The organism is Rathayibacter tanaceti (assembly GCF_009834165.1).
Taxonomy (GTDB): Bacteria; Actinomycetota; Actinomycetes; order Actinomycetales; family Microbacteriaceae; genus Rathayibacter; species Rathayibacter tanaceti.
In genome coordinates this window covers 485,347-504,642 of sequence record NZ_CP047186.1, presented here as the reverse complement: position 1 = coordinate 504,642, position 19,296 = coordinate 485,347, and the positions used below count along the sequence as shown (strand labels likewise).

Genomic DNA, 19,296 nt, shown 5'->3' with positions numbered 1-19,296 from the left:
TGTCATGGAGAAGCTCATGCTCACTCCGGAGGAAGTCGCGGACGCACTCGGTGTGGGTCGTTCGACCGTCTACGACCTGATGCGGCTCAAGATCCTGCCGAGCGTCCGCATCGGCCGCTCGCGTCGCGTCCGCGTAGAGGATCTGCGCGCCTACGTGGGCACGCTCATGGAAGCCCCGGTGCCGCAGTGAGCAAGCGCGCCAACGGCGAGGGATCCGTCTACCAGCGGAAGGACGGTCGGTGGAGTGGGGCGACGTACGTTCTGCAACCCGATGGAGGCCGCCGCCGTCGACAGGTCTACGGCGCCACTCGCACCGAGGTCTCCAAGCAGCTCGCGGAGTTGAAGGCCAAGACCGACCGGGGCATTCCGGCCTCGATCAGCACATGGACGGTCGAGAGCTACTCCGCGCACTGGCTCGCGAACACCGCGCACGGGTCGTTGAAGCCCGCGACCGTCGCGAACTACTCGTGGATGATGCGGAAGCACATCGTTCCCGCGCTCAGCCGCGTTCGTCTCGACAGCCTCACCCCTGCGCACGTCCGCGAGCTGCACACGAAGGTCGGCGCGGCCGGCGTCTCCTCCCGCACCGTCCAGCTCGCCCATGCGGTGCTCCGCACGATGCTCTCCGAGGCCATGCGCGAACAGGTCGTGGCGCGGAACGTGGCGTCGCTCGTCCGGACCCCACGCGTCGAGAGGACCGACGTGTCTCCGTGGACGCCCGACGAGGCCGCGGCCTTCCTCGATGCGAACCGCGGCGATCAGTACGTCCATCTGTACTCGACCGCCCTGGCTCTCGGGATGCGGAAGGGCGAGCTGCTGGCGCTCCGCTGGGCCGACGTGGACCTCGATGCCCGGGAACTCCGCGTGCGCCAGACCGTGCAGCGTCTCGGAGCCGGTCAGGGCATGGTCATCGGCACCCCCAAGACCGCCCGCTCACGCCGGACGATCCCTCTCCCCCAGCTCGCGATCGACTCCCTCATGGCTCGTCGACGAGCGCAGCTCGTCGATCAACAGCTCGCCGGTGACCGATGGACCGACAACGACCTCGTGTTCACGACCAGCATCGGCACCATCATCGAGCCGACCAACCTGCGACGGAGCTTCGATGCGGCCATCGCGCGGGCCGGCGTCCGCCGCATCCGCTTCCACGATCTGCGGCACACGTGCGCGTCGCTCCTGCTCGCCGAGGGTGTGCCCATGCGCGTGGTGATGGAGATCCTCGGGCACTCGGCGATGGCGATCACCTCCGACATCTACTCGCACGTGATGCCCTCGGCGCTGACGAACGCCGCGGCCGCCATCGACAAGGCGTTCACGAGGGCGGACTCATGACGGGACCCGGGCCCTACGAAGCTGCGGAGAGCTACCGATGCGGCGCAATCAGCCGCGAAGAACTCGTGCAGATCCTGACCACCTGGCGCTACGTCCCGGGCGAGCAACGCACCGCCGGGCTCCACGACGACCTGCTCAACTTCGTCCCGGGCTCCTTCGACGAGGTCGCGGCGGCCTTCGACGGCGAACTCATCGACGGAGAGCTCTACGACATCGCGCACGAAGCGCTGCGCTCCCAGAACGCGCCGCCGTGAGACGAGAACCGGGGGCGTTGCTGTCGCGGTTGCTGTCAGCGTCCCGCCACGACCGAGATCGGCAGGCCGACGCCGTCAGCTCGTCCCTCCCAGATCCACCCGCCAAGAGAGGAAAACCCCAGATGAAGCACCAGAAAAACGAAAACGGCCCGCTTTCGCGGACCGTTTCATTCTGTCTCAACCAGAGTGCGCCCGGAGGGATTCGAACCCCCAACCTTCTGATCCGTAGTCAGATGCTCTATCCGTTGAGCTACGGGCGCAGTGCATCGCGTGGCCTGGGAGGGCACGCAACGAGGTACGACTATACATGGCGCCGACCGCGTCCGCGAATCGCCGGGAGCGTCCGGCCGGCGCCGAGCGAGTCACCCGTCCGCGCCGGCTGGCCGTCCGAATCGGCCGGTCGACTCAGGCAGTCCGAAGAGCCGCACCGGCCCGGCGCGGTCACGGAAGCGACCCCCGCGGAGACGCGTACCGTTGCTCCCATGGAGGCCGCAGCGATCGAGCTCGAGCGATTCGTGGTCTCGCCACTGCACCGCTACGAGGGCCGACCCCCTGACGGGCCGATCACCTTCGAGGGCAACGAGCAGCCCGAGCGCATCGAGGTCCGTGCCGGCCTCGGGATCGTCGGCGACCGCTTCTTCGCCCAGCGCGCCCACCGCTCTGCAGCGATCACCCTCTTCGCGATCGAGACGCTCGAGCGCATGGCCACCGATCTGCGGACCGATCCGTTCGACCCCGCCGACACTCGGCGCAACATCATCGTTCGCGGCGCCGACATCGATGCCCTGGCCGGCAGAACCTTCGCGCTCGAGCAGGACGGAGAGCGGATCGAGTTCCAGGGCGGCCGGCCGGCCAACCCCTGCGCCTGGATGGACGTCGTGCTCGACCCCGGAGCGTTCCACGCGATGCGTCGTCACGGAGGCGTCCGGGCGGCACCGCTGACCAACGGCGTCCTCCACATCGGCCCTGCGCGTCTCCTCCTCCACAGATCCGACGACATGCTGATCTGACCCCGACGGCGAGCGCCTAGGCTCTGTGCGACCGACCACCCTGAACGAAGGAGGCCCCGTGCTCCGCCCGAGCGACCTCCTTCCCACCCTGGCGTCGACCCTGCGCCGCGGCCTGCGCGATGTGTTCGCAACCACACGCTCCCGCCGCCGCGATCCGCGCCGCCGCTACCGCAGCACCGACGTCTCGGTCCAGCGCGTGCATCATCGCGACGTCTGGGCCCGGGTCAGCACCGTCGGTCGCGAGGGCGAGCGCACGTTCGTCCTGGTGCCCGGCATCGGAGTCGCGGCGACCTACTTCGAGCGTCTCGCTCCAGCGCTCAACGAGTTCGGCCCGGTGCACGCCCTCGACCTTCCCGGCTTCGGCGGCGTACCGCACCCGGTCGACGCGCGGCGGATGGACATCGGCGACTACGCCGAGCTCGTCGGCGCTGTGATCGACGAGCTGAATCTCGACGACCCCGTCGTCCTCGGCCACTCGATGGGCACGCAGGTCGTCGCCGAACTCGCGTCCCGGCGTCCCGAGCTGACGACGATCGTCCTGCTGGGCCCGGTGATGAACCGCCACGAACGGCGCATCCCGATAGCGGCGCTCCGATTCGCCCAGTCGAGCGTGCGCGAACCCGTGAAGGTCGCCGTGATCGCCGCCGGCGCGTACCTTCTCTGCGGACCACGCTGGTTCTCGCGCGTCCTCCCCGAGATGATGCAGTACCGGATCGAGGACACCGTGCCCCGGATCCTCGCCTCGACGCTGATCATCCGCGGAGAGCACGACAGGCTCGTGCCGCGCGAGTGGGTGGAGGAGATCGCCGACGCCGTGCCGCATGCCCGCGCCTGGGAGATCCCCGACGCCTCCCACTCGGTGATGCACGCCCACGCCGAAGAGGTCGCCCGCCTCTGCGTCGAGCACGCACGCGCTCCGCGACCCGATCGAGAGGAGGCAGCCCTGCGCCGCTACCCCGACTCCGAGGTCGACCGATCCGAGGAGGATGCACCCGTCGAGGATCCGATCGGCGCCCTCCGCGGCCGCCTCACCGAGCTCGCCGGCATCCTCGTCGACGACGACTCCCTCATCGCCGAGGGCAAGACCCAGCACGCCGAAGCGAGCGACCCCGCAGCGCTGCGCGAGGTCGCTCCCGACCCGGGCGAGGGCGAGATCGTCGACGACGGGCGCACCGAGCACTAGACCCGGAAGAAGGAGGAGACGTACCGACGACGTCAGTGCCGAGGCCGTCGCGGTTCAGGACTCCTCGCCCAGAATCTCCTCGCGGATCCGCCGGAGGTCCTCCGCCAGGGCGCCCAGCAGGATCCAGTGCTCCGGATGCGGAGCGACGATCACCAACGGCGCGGTGAGGGCCGGCAGCTCGTCGGTGATCGCCTCCGGCTCGGGCACGGCGACGGAGGTCTGCACGAGCAGCCGCAGGTCGTGAGCTGCACGATGCAGCTGCACGGCGATGTCCGCGATGGTCGGCTCGCCGACCAGTTCGTCGTCGTAGAGGTCGTGCACCGTCCGGGTCATGCCGCGCACCCGGGTGACGATGCGCCCGAGGCGAGGCATCACGGAATCGAGCGCCAGCAGCCGATCGCGGTGACCGGAGCGGCGTGGATTGAAGCGCAGCGACTCCTCGCCGGTCGCGATCGCCTCCTCCGCCTTGCGCTGCATCGTCTGCAGGAGCCGCGCGTTGATGAGCATCTCGTCGAGGCGCCGCCGCGGGACCGGGGACTGCAGCGCATCGGCGAGGTCGTCGAGACCGGCCGCGAGCTGCGCAGTGAGGTCGCCGACCGCCCGCTCGGCCGGGGCGAGCGCGACAGGGGGCACGATCGCAATGTTGACGACGACTCCCACCGCTGCGCCGACGAGCGTCTCGAGGATGCGGTCGAGCGCGTAGTTCGGGGTCACCGCGCCGACCGAGAGCACGAGCATCGCGCTGATCGGGATCTGCACAGCGGAGGCGGGAGTCAGCCGGACAACCCAGCCCACTGCGATCGCGGCGACGATAGCGAGCAGCACGATGAGGCTGTCACCGCCGAGGACCGTGCCGATCACCGACCCCACGATGACGCCGATGATCACGCCGACCGAACGCTCCATCGCCTTCGAGAACGACTGATTCACGCTCGGCGCGACGACCAGCAGCGCAGCGATCGCGCCGAAGACCGGCAGCGTCCCGGGAAAGATCAGGGCGGCGAGGAGCCAGGTGACGACCGTGGCCGCCGCCGTCTTCACCAGTTGCAGCACCGGCGGCCGCGAGGGCACGGTGAAGCTGGAGGTCAGGCGCATGCACCCACGGTAGCGATCCCGTCCGAGCTCACCGGTGCGCGGCCGTCTCGACGCTCGCGAGGACCGCGCGCAGCGAACGGGACGCCTCCGCGCCGCGTTCCTCGGACACGCCGGCCAGCAGCTCCCGTTCGATCGCGAGCACCTCGGGGAAAGCCCGGTCGACCAGCTCCTCCCCCGCCTCGGTAAGGGCGATGAGCGTGCTGCGGCCGTCGGCCGGATTCGCCGAGCGCCGCAGCAGACCACGTCGCTCCAGCGAGTGCACCCGCTTGGTGATCGCGGGGGCGGAGGCGAGAGCGATCGTCCGCAGAGACGTGGGCGATTGAGCGGTTCGGGCCCGGCGCAGGGTGGTGAGGATGTCGAACTCGCCGCGGGTCAGCCCGTGCTCCGCGAGAAGCGCTTCGGTCGCCCGCACGATCAGGGCCGATGCGCGGATCACCCGCCCGACGACGTCGATGGCGGAGGTGTCGAGCTCGGGCCGTAGCGCCGCCCAGCCAGCGCGGATCTCGTCGACGGCGTCCACCGGGCGACCCTCGGAGTCATTCATGGGTAAAGTATATCTGCTTCACGCGTGAAGCATGTTTCCGGCCAGAGCCGCTCGGATCGTCCGCCGATCAGAGGAACCGATGCCCGCCACCACCTTGCCGCACCCCCGCGAACTCGTCGCTTTCGGACCCCATGCGGGCGCCCACCGTGTCGCCGTCCGCGCTGGGATGTCGATCGCCGCGCCCCTCGTCGCCCTCTGGGCCGCCGACCGCACCGACCTCGCCCTCTACGCGACATTCGGCGCCTTCACCGCGCTCTACGGACGCCAGCACACACACCGGCCGCGCCTCGGGATGCAGCTCTCGGCCGCAGCTTTCCTCGTCGCGTCCGTGACGATCGGCTCGGCTGTCGCCCTGTCACCTCAGCGGGAGTGGCTGATCATCCCCGTGGTGGTCGCCGTGACGGTCGCCGCCGCCTATCTCAGCGACGCACTGCACTGGCACCCGCCCGGACCGCTCTTCCCCGTCTTCGCTGTCACGGCCTGCGCCTCGGTGCCGACCGAACCCGCGCGCATCCCGCTCGCCTTCGCACTCGCGGCCGGTTCCGCCGCGTTCGCCCTTCTCGTCGGAGCGAGCGGATCCGCGCTCCCCCGTGCGCGACGACTCACGCCGACTCCGTGGCGCACCTCCTTCCGCGCCGCCGCGACCCGCCCCGCCACCCGGTCCGCGATGCTCCGCTTCGGATCCGTCGTCCTCCTCGCCGGCACCATCCCGACGGCGACCGGCCTGGGCCACCCCTACTGGGCGATGGTCTCCGCCGTGGCTGCGGTCTCGGGAGTCGACGCAGGCGCCCGCCTCGTCCGCGCCGGGCAGCGGATGCTCGGCACCGTTGTCGGGGTCCTGATCGCGGCCGGACTCCTCGCCCTCCCCCTCCCGCCGCTCGCCGTCATCGTGGTCGTCGTGCTGCTTCAGATGACTGCCGAGCTCTTCGTGGGCCGAAACTACGGCCTGACCCTCGCGTTCGTCACCCCGCTCGCGATCCTGATGGTCGAACTCGCGCACCGCACCGACGAGCTGGTGCTGCTGCGCGACCGTGCCCTCGAGACCGCGCTGGGAGTACTCGTCGGAGTCGCATCGACCCTGATCGCACACTCGGCGTCGCGGAGAGGCCAGCGGATCGCTCACGGGGAGGCAGAGAAGCCCGGAGGACAGTGAGCGCCCCGGACGGATGGCGACCCGATATGAACGGGTGCAGCCAGCGACGGAGACGACACGACGTCGAGTCGGTGCCGCCGCTCGATGCCAGAACAGGTCCTCTCAGCACGAGCCGAGGCGGCGGTCCCGGAGGACAGCGAAGGCCCCCTGCTTCCACGAAAGCAGAGGGCCTTGTCACTGGCGGTACCGGTGGGATTTGAACCCACGGTGGACGCAAGCCCACACATGTTTTCGAGACATGCTCCTTCGGCCGCTCGGACACGGTACCGGGGTCGAGTGTACGCGACGGCCTGAGGTCGCGCCAATCGGCGGACGTCAGGCGGGCAGCAGGAAATCGAGCACGCGCCGCCACTCAGGGACGACCAGCAGGTGGCCGCGGCCGGGGACGAGTTCGAGGCGCGAATCCGGTAGACGCTCGGCGTACCACTCGGCGTGCCGGCGGCCGATGAGCGCGTCCTCGGCGCCGTAGAGGAGCAGCGCGGGCGATGCGACCGCCTCGACCGCGAATCCCCACTCCTGCACGCCGTAGCCCACGAGATCGGCGGCCAGGCCGAGAGTGCCCTGCTCGACCGAGCGTTCGAGCATCCGCTCGAGGCGCTCACGCGTTCCAGGCGTGTCGAGCACGGATGCGTCCGCCTCACCCGTCGAGAGCATCCCGAGCAGCGCATCGAGCTCCGGCGCGCCGCCGAACGCCGCATCGAGCGTGGTCGTCAGCGAGCGGACGGCCTCGCCGGGAGGAAGCCCGGCGAGCGCGTCATACGCGACGCGGTTGTCGCTGCCGACCCAGGGAACCGCGTCGTCGGGCGCAGGGGTGGCGATCACGGCCAGGCGCTCGACCAGCCCTGGGTAGTTGGCCGAGAGGGCGAGCGCGACGCGCCCCCCGGCCGACCAGCCGGCGGCGCTGACGGAGGCGATTCCGACGCTCGCGAGGTACTCGGCGATGTCGGCGGCGGCTTGCTCGGGATTCGCGCCGGCTCCGGCGCCGGCGGGATCGAGGTCGGTGAGGAGGGACGACGCACCGTAGCCCGGCCGGTCGAACGAGAGGAGGCGCACTCCGTCGCGTGCGGTGGTCAGCGGATCGGGATCGAAATCGGAGGAGCCGGGAGCCGGATGAGCGAGTACGACGGTGTGTTCTGCAACCTCGGCGCCCGACCAGCTCACGCCGAGCCTGCGACCGGACTTGAGGACGTGCACTGTCGAGGGCATGGCTCCAGTCTTGCTCAGACCACTGACACCGACGCGGCGGCACTCGGATCGAAACACTCTCCACAACCGACGCCTCGCCACATCTCTCCCCAGAGCTGGCGTGGCCGGACGTCGACGTCGGGGGTCGACGCTACAGTCGAAGACACGTTCGAACGAACACCCGTGTCGGGGGTCACCCGTAGCGTCTCGCTCATCGCCCCCTCCCGCCTCGAAAGGACCTCATGGCCTCCTCCAAGACGCGCACAGCCGCATACCGATGCTCGGAGTGCGGGTGGACGACCGCGAAGTGGGTCGGCCGCTGCGGCGAATGCCAGCAGTGGGGCAGCGTCGTCGAGAGCACCGAACGCACGGGGCTGGTGCGCGCGGTCGCCGCCGTCGCTCCTGCCGCCGGTCGGATCGCCCGGCCCATCACCCGGATCGAGACCACCTCCGCCGCGCACCGGCCTACAGGAGTCGGCGAGCTCGACCGGGTGCTCGGTGGAGGCATCGTCGCCGGTGCGGTCGTTCTGCTCTCGGGCGAGCCGGGAGTCGGCAAGTCCACACTGCTTCTCGAGGTCGCGAGCAGAGCTGCAGCCGAGGGCCAGCGCGTCCTCTACGTCAGCGCGGAGGAATCGGCTGCGCAAGTGCGCATGCGGGCCGAACGCACCGGCGCGATGCACGACAGCCTCTTCCTCGCGGCCGAGACCGACCTCGGCACGGTACTCGGCCAGATCGACGAGGTCCTGCCGGACCTCCTCATCGTCGACTCGGTGCAGACCGTCGCGAGCGACACGATCGATGGACTTCCCGGCGGTCCGAGCCAGGTCCGCGAGGTCGCGGCGACCCTCATCCGCGTCTGCAAGGAGCGCGGTCTGCCCCTCGTGCTCGTCGGCCACGTAACGAAGGACGGCTCGATCGCGGGCCCCCGGCTGCTGGAGCACCTGGTCGATGTGGTCTGTCACTTCGAAGGCGATCGTCAGACCGCCCTGCGCTTCGTCCGATCGCTCAAGAACCGCTTCGGCCCGACCGACGAGGTCGGCTGCTTCGAGATGACGGCCGAGGGCATCGCTGAGATCCCCGACCCCAGCGGTCTCTTCCTCAGCCGCACCCGCTTCCCCACTCCGGGGATCTGCGTCACGGTGGCTATGGAGGGGCGCCGCGCACTGCCCGTCGAGATCCAGGCGCTCGTGATCGCGAACGACGGCGAGCATCCGAGACGCGTCACGAACGGTGTCGATGCGTCCCGGGTCGCAATGATCCTCGCCGTCCTCGAACGCCAGGCGGGCATCCCCCTGCGCCGCTGCGATGTCTACGTCTCGACCGTGGGCGGGGTGAAGCTGATGGAGCCGGCGGCCGACCTCGCCATCGCGGTCGCCATCGCCTCCGCCCACGCCTACACGCCCCTCCGCCCCGGAATCGCGGCATTCGGAGAGATCAGCCTCTCCGGCGACATACGCCCCGCCTCCGGTGCGAAGCAGCGGGCGAGCGAGGCGACGCGGCTGGGGCATGCCTCACACCTCGACTCCAGCGCTTTCACACTCTCGAGCGCCATCACCCACGCGCTCGTCCCGGTGCCCGAGCGGATTCCCGCAGGCTGAGCATGCGGATTCGCACCGGCACCCGCCCGCTGACGCCGTCAGCGACCCCTTCATCACAGACCGAGCACTCCTTCGCGCGGCACGCTCAGACGCCGAGCCGGCCACAGGTTCCCAGCGGACGTCTACACGCCTCCACCACCGCCACCGCCTCCGCCACCGCCCGAGCTGCCGCCGCCCCCTGCGCCGCCGCTCGACGAACTCGCCGACGAGCATACGAAACCGGCTGCAGACGACGAGAACGACGACACACTCCCCGCGAAGACCGCTGCTTGGAAACCCCCGCTACCCGAGTACCAGACCGGCGCCTGCCCGGTCTGCTCGTAGGCGGTCGCGAGCGCCCGCGCCCACTCCTTCTCGAGCCCGAAGAGGACGGCCCACGGCAGCAGCCGTTCGGTGACCTCCACCACCTCGACCGAGCCGAGCATGCGCCGATCAGCCCCGCGGGGAGACTGCAGCATCGCGAGCCGGTCGGCTTCGGCGAGCCGGATGTAGAGCTCCAGGCCGCGGAGGTGATCGCGCAGCTCCGCGCCCGCGCGCGTCATCGGGACCTTCGCCACGAGCGCCACCGCGATGACCGCAGCAGCGAGCGCCATCAGCATCAGCAGCACCGGCAGCAACCCGCCGAAAGAGTTGCTGAGCAGCACGACACCTCCCACGAATGCCGCGGCGAAGCCGAGCAGTGCGGTGACGGCCACCGCCACACTGCCAACCACCGTGCCCGGCCGCGTGAGGCCCGCCTCCGCCACCCGCTTGCCGAGCCCCAGCTGGAACTCCGACACCAGCTTGCCGAAAGCCTTGTCCTTCGACGACAGCACCCGCACCGCGCCCGACTCCGTGCCGAAAGCGATGTCGAAGAATCGGCGGTCGTCGGAGGCGACCGGCCGGGGTCTACCCGCCCGATGCGGCGGTGCGGCGGCCGGGTCGAGCACTCGCACCGCGTAGTCCGGCTTGCCGTCGTCTCCCGTCTCCTCGATCCGGACGAGCCCGCGGACCGCAGCGTCCAAAAAGGCGGCGGCAGGGGCCTTCGGCGCCTTCCCGAGCAGAGCGGCCGAGAGGAACAGACCCTCCTCGGGCGGGTCGTACTCGGCGACCACCGCCGGTCGACCGGGGGCGTCACGGAGTACCGTCCGCCGCCGGAGCGAGGCCAGCACCAGCGCGATCAGCACGAGCACCGCGCCCGAAAGCTGCACCCAGGACCAGGCCGAGGCGGTGTAGCGATCGTCGCGCGGGGTGAAGGTGCCGGGGGCGAAGCCGATCGCGACCGTGACGTTGTCGCCCGGAGCCAGGGACTCGCCGGAAGCGGAGATGACCGCGCCGTCGCGGTCGATCGCGCACTCCTGCGTCGACGTCTCGGGGCCGCGATAGCACCTCATGGCACCCGTCGCCGCAGAGGACAGACCGGCCCCGAGCTCGACGCGGACGTCGTAGCGGTCGAACGGCTGCCCCCAGGCAGTGCCATTCGCGTCCCAGACGAACTCATCCTCGCCGCTCGTCGTGACGGAGCCGGGGAGCGTCACGTTGTGCTGCGTGTAGGTGAAGACGTAGGTCTGACTCCCGCTCACGAACCCGTCAGCGGCCGACGTGACGACGAGGAATCCGTCGTCGGTGTCGGTGTCGACCGGTCGCGGCGCACCGTCGCCGTCGGTGACCGACACCAGCTCGACGTCGGTCGGGTGGCCCTCGTAGTCGAGCGGGATCGCTCGCCGCATTCCGCGGTTCTGCTCGGGCGGGAACTCGGCGACGAACGTCTCGACGGTCGTCAATGTCGAGCGGCCCTCAGCGTCACGATCGAGCCGGAAGGCGGCAGAGTACCGCGAGAAGCGGTAGTCCTCGACGTCGATCCGCACCATCGCACGCGAGGCGAGGACGGCATCCGCAGCGTCCCCGGCGCCAAGACCTGCAGTGTCAGGACGGCCCCCTTCAGAACGGCGGGAGTCAGAAGCGCCAAGACCGGAATCCGCAGCTCCTCCCATGACCGCACCCGCACCGGCAGAGACCGCACCGGCACCGGGCATCGGCACGGACACTGCGGCGCCAGCTGCCGGCACCGGCAGCACGAGCACGGTCACCAGCGCCACCACCAGCGCAACGGCAACCCGGCGCCACCGCTTCACCACGTGCCACCCGCGAACCCCGAACACGGTCGAATCGTCCATCCCCACATCCCCGAGATGTTACGGGCGGGCCGCAGCCGGCGCGTCCTCCGAGCGGCTACTCCAGCACGAACTGCGTGGTCGAGCCCGACGCGATTCCCGCGACCGACACAGAGAGGTCATAGGCTGCGCCGCCGGCGGCGGCCGACTCCCGACCTCCCGAACAGGTGTCGGCGGAGGACCGGGTGCGGTCCCAGATCAGCGCGCTGCCGCTCACGGAGCTGCCCGCCTGGAGGAGGACGTCCAGATCGGCGGCGGCGGTCTGGCAGTCGGTCGAGGTCCAGATCCGATCGGAGCCGCTCGAGATGGTGAAGACCTGCTGGCCGGTGCCGGCGTTGATCACACAGTCGGCGCTAGAGGTGTTGGTCAGTGAGAGCGAGAGCTGCGGATCCACACCGCGCGCGTAGCTCGAGGCGTCCGCGACGGCGGTGACGGACACGGCCTCGGCGGTGCACCTCGGAGGAGCGTCCGGCGCGGAATCGGGCGACGTCGTCGGGTAGAGGGTCTGCAGCGCACTCGGTGTCGGCGTCGCGCTCGGAGCAGAATCGAAGGCCCCGGCCCACGGCTCCAGGGAGACCAGGGTCACGATCCCTGCGACGATGACCGCCAGCGCCAGAAGGAGCCCCGCTCGCCGGCGCCGGTAGACGCGGGGCGGCAGACGGGGCGGCGGAGTCACCCCGACAGGCTACGACGTACCGGCTGTCAGAGCATCTTGAGCATACGAGTGTTGCCGAGGGTGTTCGGCTTCACGCGCGCGAGGTCGAGGAACTCGGCCACACCCTCGTCGGGTGAGCGCAGCAACTCCGCGTACACCTCGGGATCGACGACCTTCTCGCCGATCGGGTGAAAGCCGTGCCGGGCGAAGAAGTCGATCTCGAAGGTCAAGCAGAACAGGCGGGACAGCCCGAGTTCACGGGCGTCGTTCTCGAGCCGTTCGAGGATGTGGTGACCGACCCCCTTGCCGAGCCACTCCTGGGCGACCGCGAGAGTACGCACCTCCGCGAGATCGTCCCACATCACATGCAGCGCGCCACAGCCGATGGCGTTGCCCTCGCCGTCCTCCGCGATGCGGAACTCCTGGACGGCCCCGTAGAGCACCACACGATCCTTGCCGAGGAGGACGCGCTCGTTGACGAGCGGCTCGCTCAGCTCCTGAATGAAGGGGACATCACTCGTGCGCGCCCGGCGCACCGGGTACTTCCAGTCAGTCACCCCACCACCCTAGGCCGCCGGGCAGACCGGAGCAGCACTACCCGTCGCGCAACGACCATCACGCCCTGCTCCGCCTGCCGGACGACCACGGCCCCGCCTCGAACGACAGCGTGCCCGCCCCTCCGAGGAGGGACGGGCACGCCGGGCAACGGACTGCTACGCCATCAGGTCGGGCGTCGCCGGGCCGGCCGTGGCCGCTCCCGACGTCGCGCCGGCGCTGATCGAGATCAACCGCGGCGTCGTCGTGAAGACGAAGGCGCCCTCGGCGAAGTCCACGTGGATGTGGTCTCCGGCGCCGAGCTCGCCGTGCAGGATCCGCTCGGACAGCTGGTCCTCGATCTCTCGCTGGATCGCGCGACGCAGCGGGCGTGCTCCGAGCGCCGGGTCGAACCCGACCTCGATGAGGCGCTCCTTCGCCGACTGCGTCAGCTCGACGGTCATGTCGCGATCGAGCAGACGGTCGCCCAGGCGCTTGATGAACAGGTCGACGATCTGGAGCAGCTCCGGCTTCGACAGCTGCGGGAAGACGATGACGTCGTCCACGCGGTTGAGGAACTCGGGCTTGAAGTGCTTCTTCAGCTCCTCGTTGACCTTGCCCTTCATGCGGTCGTAACCGGTGGCGTTGTCGCCCTCGATCTGGAACCCGACGGGGCCACCGGCGATGTCACGCGCACCGAGGTTGGTGGTCATGATGATGACGGTGTTCTTGAAGTCGACGACGCGCCCCTGGCCGTCGGTCAGACGACCCTCCTCGAGGATCTGGAGGAGCGAGTTGAAGATGTCCGGGTGGGCCTTCTCGATCTCGTCGAAGAGGACCACGCTGAACGGCTTGCGGCGCACCTTCTCGGTGAGCTGTCCGCCCTCCTCGAAGCCGACGAACCCGGGAGGGGCACCGAACAGCCGCGAGACCGTGTGCTTCTCGCCGTACTCCGACATGTCGAGCGAGATCATCGCGTTCTCGTCGTCGAAGAGGAACTCGGCGAGCGCCTTGGCCAGCTCGGTCTTGCCGACGCCCGTGGGGCCGGCGAAGATGAACGAGCCGGAGGGGCGCTTGGGGTCCTTGAGGCCCGCGCGGGTCCGGCGGATGGTGCGCGAGAGGGCCGCGATGGCCTCCTCCTGGCCGATGACGCGCTGATGAAGCGCCTTCTCCATGAAGACGAGCCGCGACGACTCCTCCTCGGTGAGCTTGAAGACCGGGATGCCGGTCGCCTGGGCGAGGACCTCGGCGATCAGGCCCTCGTCGACCACGCCGGTGGCCTTGACGTCTCCGGACTTCCACTGCTTCTCGAGGCGCAGGCGCTCACCGAGCAGCTGCTTCTCCTCGTCGCGGAGGGAGGCGGCCTTCTCGAAGTCCTGGTCCTCGATCGCGGCCTCCTTCGCTGCACGGACGACGGCGATGCGGTCGTCGAAGTCGCGGAGCTCCGGGGGCGCCGAGAGGATCGAGAGGCGCAGACGCGCGCCGGCCTCGTCGATCAGGTCGATCGCCTTGTCGGGGAGGAAGCGGTCGCTGATGTAGCGGTCGGCGAGGTTGGCCGCCGAGACGATCGCGCCGTCGGTGATGGACACCTTGTGGTGCGCCTCGTAGCGGTCGCGCAGCCCCTTGAGGATGTTGATCGTGTGGGGCAGCGACGGCTCCGCGACCTGGATCGGCTGGAAGCGGCGCTCGAGTGCGGCGTCCTTCTCGAAGTGCTTGCGGTACTCGTCGAGGGTCGTCGCACCGATGGTCTGGAGCTCGCCGCGGGCGAGCAGCGGCTTGAGGATCGACGCGGCGTCGATGGCGCCCTCCGCGGCCCCTGCGCCGACGAGGGTGTGGATCTCGTCGATGAAGGTGATGATGTCGCCGCGGGTGCGGATCTCCTTCGTCACCTTCTTCAGGCGCTCCTCGAAGTCTCCGCGGTAGCGCGAGCCGGCGATGAGCGACCCGAGGTCGAGCGTGTAGAGCTGCTTGTCCTTCAACGTCTCGGGCACGTCGCCGCGCACGATCGCCTGGGCGAGACCCTCGACGACGGCGGTCTTGCCGACGCCGGGCTCGCCGATCAGGACGGGGTTGTTCTTGGAGCGGCGGGAGAGGATCTGCATGACCCGCTCGATCTCCTTCTCGCGCCCGATGACCGGGTCGAGCTTGTTGTCGCGCGCCGCCTGCGTGAGGTTGCGTCCGAACTGGTCGAGGATCTGCGATCCCCCCTGAGGCTGCTGCTGCTCACCGCCCACCGCGACCTGCTCCTTGCCCTGGTAGCCGGAGAGCAGCTGGATGACCTGCTGGCGCACGCGGTTCAGGTCGGCGCCGAGCTTGACCAGCACCTGGGCCGCGACACCCTCGCCCTCGCGGATGAGGCCGAGCAGGATGTGCTCGGTCCCGATGTAGTTGTGGCCGAGCTGCAGCGCTTCGCGCAGGGACAGCTCGAGGACCTTCTTCGCCCGGGGCGTGAAGGGGATGTGGCCGGTCGGCTGCTGCTGCCCCTGGCCGATGATGTCCTGCACCTGCTCGCGGACGGCGTCGAGCGAGATGCCGAGGGACTCGAGCGCCTTGGCGGCTACTCCCTCGCCCTCGTGGATCAGACCGAGCAGGATGTGCTCCGTGCCGATGTAGTTGTGATTGAGCATCTTGGCCTCTTCCTGGGCCAGGACGACGACGCGCCGCGCGCGATCGGTGAATCTCTCGAACATGCTGTCACTCCCTACAGAACCCGCAGGGGTGGGCTCCGATACGACGACTGTAACCAGCGGTCACCCCGCTGCGGAGGCCTGTTCGCCCTGGGCGTGAGAGGGGATCGGACGAAGGCCGTCCGATGGTCGGGACCGTCGGGAGACGACTGGTGTGCGGAGCCAGGAGAGTCGGGGTCACGGACCCGCCGTCTCGTCGCCGCAGGCCGGAGCGGCTCCCGAGCCGGCCTGCGGCGTCCCCTGACCCGCCCCGACTTCATGCGAAGGCATACACTTCGCGCATGAGCAACCTGGAGGAGCACCCGGACGAGCTTCCCGTGACAGACGAGCCGCGTCCGCGCCCCCGGGGCGGCGTCGAGGTCCTGGAGGCGCGCCTCGTGCCGCTCGGCGGGCCACGCGCGCTCGAGGTGCGCCGCACTCTCCCTCAGCGCTCGCGCTCGACCATCGGGGCGTGGTGCTTCGTCGACCACTACGGTCCGGTCCGGGTCGACGAGGGGGCGCGGATGGACGTCCCTCCGCACCCGCACATCGGCCTGCAGACGGTGAGCTGGCTGTTCGAGGGAGAGATCGAGCACCGCGACAGCGTCGGCAGCCGGGCGCTGGTGCAGCCCGGCGAGCTGAACCTGATGACCGCCGGGCGCGGGATTTCGCACTCAGAGGTCTCGACCGGCTCGGTGCCGGTGCTGCACGGTGTGCAGCTGTGGGTCGCGCTGCCCGAGGAGGCGCGCCGTGCCGATCCGATCTTCGAGCATCACAGCGGGGTGCCGGTGCAGCTGCCCGGCGCGCTCGTGCGGGTGTTCGTCGGCGGCATGCTCGGCGCAGCCGTGCCCGCGAGCGTCTTCACTCCGCTGGTCGCCGCCCAGATCGACCTCGAGCCCGGAGCCCGGGTGGAGCTGCCGGTCGAAGCGGGGTGGGAGTACGGCGTGCTCGTCGACGCTGGGCCGGTGGACGTCGAGGGGCATCCTGTCGATCGTTTCGCGCTCGCCTTCCTCGCTCCGGGGAGGGAGCACATGGTGCTGACCGCGGGACCGGAGGGTGGACGCGTCGTGCTGCTGGGAGGTGAGCCGTTCGCCGAGGACCTGGTGATGTGGTGGAACTTCATCGGCCGCAGCCACGACGAGATCGAGGCAGCACGCGACCGGTGGCAGTCGGAGGTGATCGCGGGCGACGACGCGTCCGGACGATTCGGGACGGTCGTCGGCTACGACGGGCGCCCGCTGCCCGCTCCCGTGCTGCCGACCGTGCGCCTGCGCCCGCGCGGTCGCGGCTGACTCGCCTCCTCGGGGCTGACCGCGGCGAGTGCACAGAGGTCGCGGTGGTCGCGATCGACTGCCGCGACGTCTGAAGGCAGCGAGGCGGACGCACACAGGAGGGACCTCAGGCGGGGTCCTTCTCGGCAGCCGCAGCGGCGGCTCGATCGGTCGCTTCGGCCGTCTCGCGGAAGGCGCGACGCGGATCCTGGAGAGCGCTCATCGGCGAGAGGTCGCGCGGAGCGATAGCGTCGGCGAGCCAGCCCGTGATGACCCGCCACTTGCGGTCCAGGGTCGGCATCGCCGCTCCGTGGTAGGCGCGATGCGCGAGCCAGGCCGGGACCCCGCGCAGCTTCACGCCCTTGATCAGGCCGGCACCCTTGCCGATGCCGTACTCGGCGACCGTGCCGACGGAGGCGTGGCGGTACTCCTCCACCGTCCCGCCCGTGAGATCGGCGACGATGTTGCGCGCGAGCAGCTTGGCCTGCCGAACGGCGTTCTGAGCGTTCGGCGGGTAGTAGGCGGGCTGCCGGGCGGCGGTGAGGTCCGGCACCTGCGCACCGTCGCCCGCCGCCCACGCGCCGCCGACCGGCTCGCCGTCGTCGCCGACGACCCGGAGGCGAGCATCCGCCGTCACGTGGCCCTTCGGCCCGCGCGGCGCGTCGGTCTCGTCGAGGATCGGATTGGGCTTGACGCCGGCGGTCCAGACGATGGTGGCCGAGGGAATGCGCTCACCGGAGGAGAGCTCGACGACGCCGCCCTCGCACGAGGGCATCGTCGTCTTCAGGTGCACGTGCACGCCGCGGGAGCGGAGGTGGTCGAGGGTCCACCTCGAGAGCTCGTGGCCGACCTCGGGCGCCACGCGGTCGAGAGCCTCGACGAGGTGCCAGGTGACATCTCCCATTGAGAGCGAGGACTGGGCCGCGAGGGTGCGCCGGCTGAGGTCGAGCAGCTCGCTCAACGCCTCGACTCCCGTGTAGCCGCCGCCGACGAAGACGAAGGTGAGCAGGCGGCGGCGTTCGGCGGAATCGCTGGTGAGCGCTGCCTTCGCAATGGTCTCGATGACGCGGTCGCGCAGGTGCGCCGCCTCCTCCACCGTCTTGAAGCCGATCCCGTGCTCGGCGAGCCCCGGAGTCGGGAAGGTGCGGGTGACGGCTCCGAGCGCGAAGACGACCTGGTCGAACCCGATCGTGCGAGTAGAGCCGTCCATCGCGGCGACCGTCGCGGTGCGTTCGGCGAGGCTCACTCCCGCGACGGATCCGCGGATGACCCGCGTGCGCTTCAGCGCCGAGACGAGCGGCACCGTCACGTGCCGCGGCTGGACGTGGCCGCCGGCGACCTCCGGGAGAAGCGGCTGGTAGGTCATGTAGGGGTTCGGCTCGACGAGGGTGACCTCCATCGGCGCCTCCCCCCGTCTCTTCTCGAGCCCCCAGGCGGTGTAGAGGCCGACGTAGCCGCCGCCGAGGATGAGGATGCGCGTCGCACGGGATGCCGTCATGTCCGTTCCCTTCTCGGACCCGGAGCCGCGCGGGCGGGACCGGGTGGTTCTGAGGACGGTCCGACGCTACGCGCGGCTCCGGCGTGCGACCAGGCCCTTGCGGGCCGCGGCCGAGGGCGCAAGCAGCACGGTCGGAGGAAAGGCCGGCGAGGCTGCTCAGCCTGCTTCGAGGGTGCCCGGATGCAGCCGGCGCCGGTACTCGGTGGGCGAGAGGCCGGTCTCGGCGGCGATCGCCCTCCGGAGCCGATCGGACGAGGAGAAGCCCGCACTGCGGGCGATGTCGGCGAGGGGGACCTCGGCGCCGGCAGCGGCGACCAGACGAAGCGCGTTCTGGGTGCGCACGGTCGCGATGAGATCGCGCAGCGTCGTCTGGCGCTCTTCGGCCATCGCCCGCTGGAGCGAGCGGAGGCTGACCCGGCAGCGGTCGGCGACGGCACCGGGGTCGAGCAGCGGGTCGGCGTAGTCGGCGAGGATCACCTGCACCGCCGCCTCGACCATGTCACGGATGCCGACCCGCGTGAGGCCGTCCTCCTCTCGCTCGGCCCCGAGCAGCCGGCCGAGGCGGAGCACCGTGCCCTGCAGGTACTCGGACTGCACAGGATGCTCGATGTCGAGATCGGCGAGGAACGCGCGGAGGACGGTGCGGGCGGTGGCGATGACCGAGGACGGCGGGAGGCGGCGCGAGATCTCGACGCGGTGCATCCGGTCTCCTCCGGAGGCGTCGATGCAGAGCAGGAGGAAGCGTGAGGGTCGTACCGACCGGACCACGACGGCCTCGTCGGCGGCGAGCGCCAACCCGCCGTCGGAGACGGTGAAGCAGCCTCGCGACGACTCGAGCGCGAGCGCCCCCTCCATCGGCAGGAGGAACACCGAGGAGTCGCCCGTGCACTCACCGGGCCAGCGCACGGCGAAGTCGGAGCTGACGACGTGCATCACCCGGACCCGGTCGGTCGAGCCGATCAGCAGGTCCATCCGGAAGCCGAGGGGGAGGTCGACGGAGAGATCGACCGTGCGGCGGACCGCCGCCAGACCGTTCGTCCCGCGCAGGCGGACCGAGCGCAGCCCGGCGATCAACGGAACGCTCACAGGATTGAGAAGGGTCGGGCGTAGGACCACGATGACGACTCCGTTCGAGACGCGGAGCGTCACGCCCCGTGGGCCGAGC

The 19,296-nt window shown here is 70.3% G+C and carries 17 protein-coding genes and 2 tRNA genes; 8 read left to right on the top strand and 11 right to left on the bottom strand.

Translation table 11 applies throughout. The features are described from left to right. Nucleotides 1-4: 4 nt before the first annotated feature. The 3 genes from GSU10_RS02355 (at nucleotide 5) to GSU10_RS02345 (ending at nucleotide 1,586) form a co-directional block, all read left to right on the top strand. Nucleotides 5-190, top strand: a complete 186-nt coding sequence (locus tag GSU10_RS02355) for a helix-turn-helix domain-containing protein (RefSeq protein ID WP_068208082.1) — start codon at nucleotides 5-7, stop codon at nucleotides 188-190. Then, the gene (locus GSU10_RS02350; protein ID WP_068208086.1) at nucleotides 187-1,332 is read left to right on the top strand and encodes a tyrosine-type recombinase/integrase; all 1,146 of its coding nucleotides are present in this window, start codon (nucleotides 187-189) and stop codon (nucleotides 1,330-1,332) included. Before GSU10_RS02355 ends, GSU10_RS02350 begins: the two co-directional genes overlap by 4 nt. Nucleotides 1,333-1,397: 65 nt before the next feature. Then, nucleotides 1,398-1,586, top strand: coding sequence for a hypothetical protein (locus GSU10_RS02345; RefSeq protein ID WP_132504816.1), 189 nt, complete (start codon nucleotides 1,398-1,400; stop codon nucleotides 1,584-1,586). A 187-nt stretch (nucleotides 1,587-1,773) separates the two neighbouring features. Here the strand turns inward: GSU10_RS02345 and GSU10_RS02340 are convergent. Continuing rightward, nucleotides 1,774-1,846, bottom strand: a tRNA-Arg gene (locus GSU10_RS02340). Nucleotides 1,847-2,068: 222 nt separating this feature from the next. On the opposite strand from GSU10_RS02340, the gene GSU10_RS02335 reads away from it, so the two are divergent. Next, nucleotides 2,069-2,596, top strand: a complete 528-nt coding sequence (locus GSU10_RS02335) for an MOSC domain-containing protein (protein WP_068208092.1) — start codon at nucleotides 2,069-2,071, stop codon at nucleotides 2,594-2,596. Nucleotides 2,597-2,654: 58 nt separating this feature from the next. Continuing rightward, complete coding sequence (locus GSU10_RS02330; protein WP_158286096.1) at nucleotides 2,655-3,779, top strand: alpha/beta fold hydrolase; 1,125 nt, start codon at nucleotides 2,655-2,657, stop codon at nucleotides 3,777-3,779. 54 nt (nucleotides 3,780-3,833) lie between these two features. Here GSU10_RS02330 and GSU10_RS02325 read toward each other — a convergent pair whose 3' ends face one another. Both GSU10_RS02325 and GSU10_RS02320 read right to left on the bottom strand, forming a co-directional pair. Further along, nucleotides 3,834-4,874: an FUSC family protein gene (locus GSU10_RS02325; protein ID WP_132504820.1), complete on the bottom strand. Its 1,041-nt coding sequence runs from the start codon at nucleotides 4,872-4,874 to the stop codon at nucleotides 3,834-3,836. Nucleotides 4,875-4,902: 28 nt separating this feature from the next. Next, nucleotides 4,903-5,418, bottom strand: coding sequence for a MarR family winged helix-turn-helix transcriptional regulator (locus GSU10_RS02320; RefSeq protein WP_068208095.1), 516 nt, complete (start codon nucleotides 5,416-5,418; stop codon nucleotides 4,903-4,905). Between the two features lie 79 nt (nucleotides 5,419-5,497). Here GSU10_RS02320 and GSU10_RS02315 point away from each other — a divergent pair, with 79 nt between their 5' ends. Beyond that, the gene (locus tag GSU10_RS02315) at nucleotides 5,498-6,571 is read left to right on the top strand and encodes an FUSC family protein (protein ID WP_068208099.1); all 1,074 of its coding nucleotides are present in this window, start codon (nucleotides 5,498-5,500) and stop codon (nucleotides 6,569-6,571) included. 178 nt (nucleotides 6,572-6,749) lie between these two features. Here the strand turns inward: GSU10_RS02315 and GSU10_RS02310 are convergent. Together GSU10_RS02310 and GSU10_RS02305 are read right to left on the bottom strand one after the other, a co-directional pair. Beyond that, nucleotides 6,750-6,839 (bottom strand) — tRNA-Ser (locus GSU10_RS02310). Nucleotides 6,840-6,886: 47 nt separating this feature from the next. Next, nucleotides 6,887-7,777 carry an alpha/beta fold hydrolase gene (locus tag GSU10_RS02305; RefSeq protein WP_068208101.1) on the bottom strand — a complete coding sequence of 297 codons (891 nt, stop codon included), beginning with the start codon at nucleotides 7,775-7,777 and terminating at the stop codon, nucleotides 6,887-6,889. Between the two features lie 221 nt (nucleotides 7,778-7,998). Here GSU10_RS02305 and radA point away from each other — a divergent pair, with 221 nt between their 5' ends. Further along, nucleotides 7,999-9,354 (top strand): DNA repair protein RadA, encoded by a 1,356-nt coding sequence (gene radA / locus GSU10_RS02300; RefSeq protein ID WP_068208104.1) that lies wholly within the window; start codon nucleotides 7,999-8,001, stop codon nucleotides 9,352-9,354. 122 nt (nucleotides 9,355-9,476) lie between these two features. Here the strand turns inward: radA and GSU10_RS02295 are convergent, their stop codons facing one another. From GSU10_RS02295 to GSU10_RS02280, 4 genes are all read right to left on the bottom strand, one after another. Then, complete coding sequence (locus GSU10_RS02295; protein ID WP_158286097.1) at nucleotides 9,477-11,204, bottom strand: DUF2207 family protein; 1,728 nt, start codon at nucleotides 11,202-11,204, stop codon at nucleotides 9,477-9,479. Nucleotides 11,205-11,565: 361 nt separating this feature from the next. Beyond that, entirely contained in the window at nucleotides 11,566-12,183 is a 618-nt protein-coding gene (locus GSU10_RS02290) for a hypothetical protein (RefSeq protein ID WP_068208107.1), read from the bottom strand. A 26-nt stretch (nucleotides 12,184-12,209) separates the two neighbouring features. Beyond that, the gene (locus GSU10_RS02285; RefSeq protein WP_068208110.1) at nucleotides 12,210-12,719 is read right to left on the bottom strand and encodes an amino-acid N-acetyltransferase; all 510 of its coding nucleotides are present in this window, start codon (nucleotides 12,717-12,719) and stop codon (nucleotides 12,210-12,212) included. A 156-nt stretch (nucleotides 12,720-12,875) separates the two neighbouring features. Then, complete coding sequence (locus GSU10_RS02280) at nucleotides 12,876-15,386, bottom strand: ATP-dependent Clp protease ATP-binding subunit (RefSeq protein WP_068208112.1); 2,511 nt, start codon at nucleotides 15,384-15,386, stop codon at nucleotides 12,876-12,878. A gap of 278 nt (nucleotides 15,387-15,664) precedes the next feature. On the opposite strand from GSU10_RS02280, the gene GSU10_RS02275 reads away from it, so the two are divergent. Then, nucleotides 15,665-16,654: a pirin family protein gene (locus GSU10_RS02275; RefSeq protein ID WP_068208114.1), complete on the top strand. Its 990-nt coding sequence runs from the start codon at nucleotides 15,665-15,667 to the stop codon at nucleotides 16,652-16,654. Nucleotides 16,655-16,760: 106 nt separating this feature from the next. Here GSU10_RS02275 and GSU10_RS02270 read toward each other — a convergent pair whose 3' ends face one another. Together GSU10_RS02270 and GSU10_RS02265 are read right to left on the bottom strand one after the other, a co-directional pair. Further along, nucleotides 16,761-18,131 (bottom strand): NAD(P)/FAD-dependent oxidoreductase, encoded by a 1,371-nt coding sequence (locus tag GSU10_RS02270; protein ID WP_132504824.1) that lies wholly within the window; start codon nucleotides 18,129-18,131, stop codon nucleotides 16,761-16,763. A 156-nt stretch (nucleotides 18,132-18,287) separates the two neighbouring features. Further along, nucleotides 18,288-19,280, bottom strand: a complete 993-nt coding sequence (locus GSU10_RS02265) for an AraC family transcriptional regulator (protein ID WP_068208126.1) — start codon at nucleotides 19,278-19,280, stop codon at nucleotides 18,288-18,290. Nucleotides 19,281-19,296: the final 16 nt, after the last annotated feature.

What these genes read in the sequence shown, in the direction of transcription:
- GSU10_RS02325 (WP_132504820.1), bottom strand. Translation starts at nt 4,874, where the DNA reads ATGCGCCTGACCTCCAGCTTCACCGTGCCCTCGCGGCCGCCGGTGCTG.
- GSU10_RS02320 (WP_068208095.1), bottom strand. Translation starts at nt 5,418, where the DNA reads ATGAATGACTCCGAGGGTCGCCCGGTGGACGCCGTCGACGAGATCCGC.
- GSU10_RS02295 (WP_158286097.1), bottom strand. Translation starts at nt 11,204, where the DNA reads ATGGTGCGGATCGACGTCGAGGACTACCGCTTCTCGCGGTACTCTGCC.
- radA (WP_068208104.1), top strand. Translation starts at nt 7,999, where the DNA reads ATGGCCTCCTCCAAGACGCGCACAGCCGCATACCGATGCTCGGAGTGC.
- GSU10_RS02335 (WP_068208092.1), top strand. Translation starts at nt 2,069, where the DNA reads ATGGAGGCCGCAGCGATCGAGCTCGAGCGATTCGTGGTCTCGCCACTG.
- GSU10_RS02280 (WP_068208112.1), bottom strand. Translation starts at nt 15,386, where the DNA reads ATGTTCGAGAGATTCACCGATCGCGCGCGGCGCGTCGTCGTCCTGGCC.
- GSU10_RS02270 (WP_132504824.1), bottom strand. Translation starts at nt 18,131, where the DNA reads ATGACGGCATCCCGTGCGACGCGCATCCTCATCCTCGGCGGCGGCTAC.
- GSU10_RS02355 (WP_068208082.1), top strand. Translation starts at nt 5, where the DNA reads ATGGAGAAGCTCATGCTCACTCCGGAGGAAGTCGCGGACGCACTCGGT.
- GSU10_RS02275 (WP_068208114.1), top strand. Translation starts at nt 15,665, where the DNA reads ATGAGCAACCTGGAGGAGCACCCGGACGAGCTTCCCGTGACAGACGAG.
- GSU10_RS02315 (WP_068208099.1), top strand. Translation starts at nt 5,498, where the DNA reads ATGCCCGCCACCACCTTGCCGCACCCCCGCGAACTCGTCGCTTTCGGA.
- GSU10_RS02305 (WP_068208101.1), bottom strand. Translation starts at nt 7,777, where the DNA reads ATGCCCTCGACAGTGCACGTCCTCAAGTCCGGTCGCAGGCTCGGCGTG.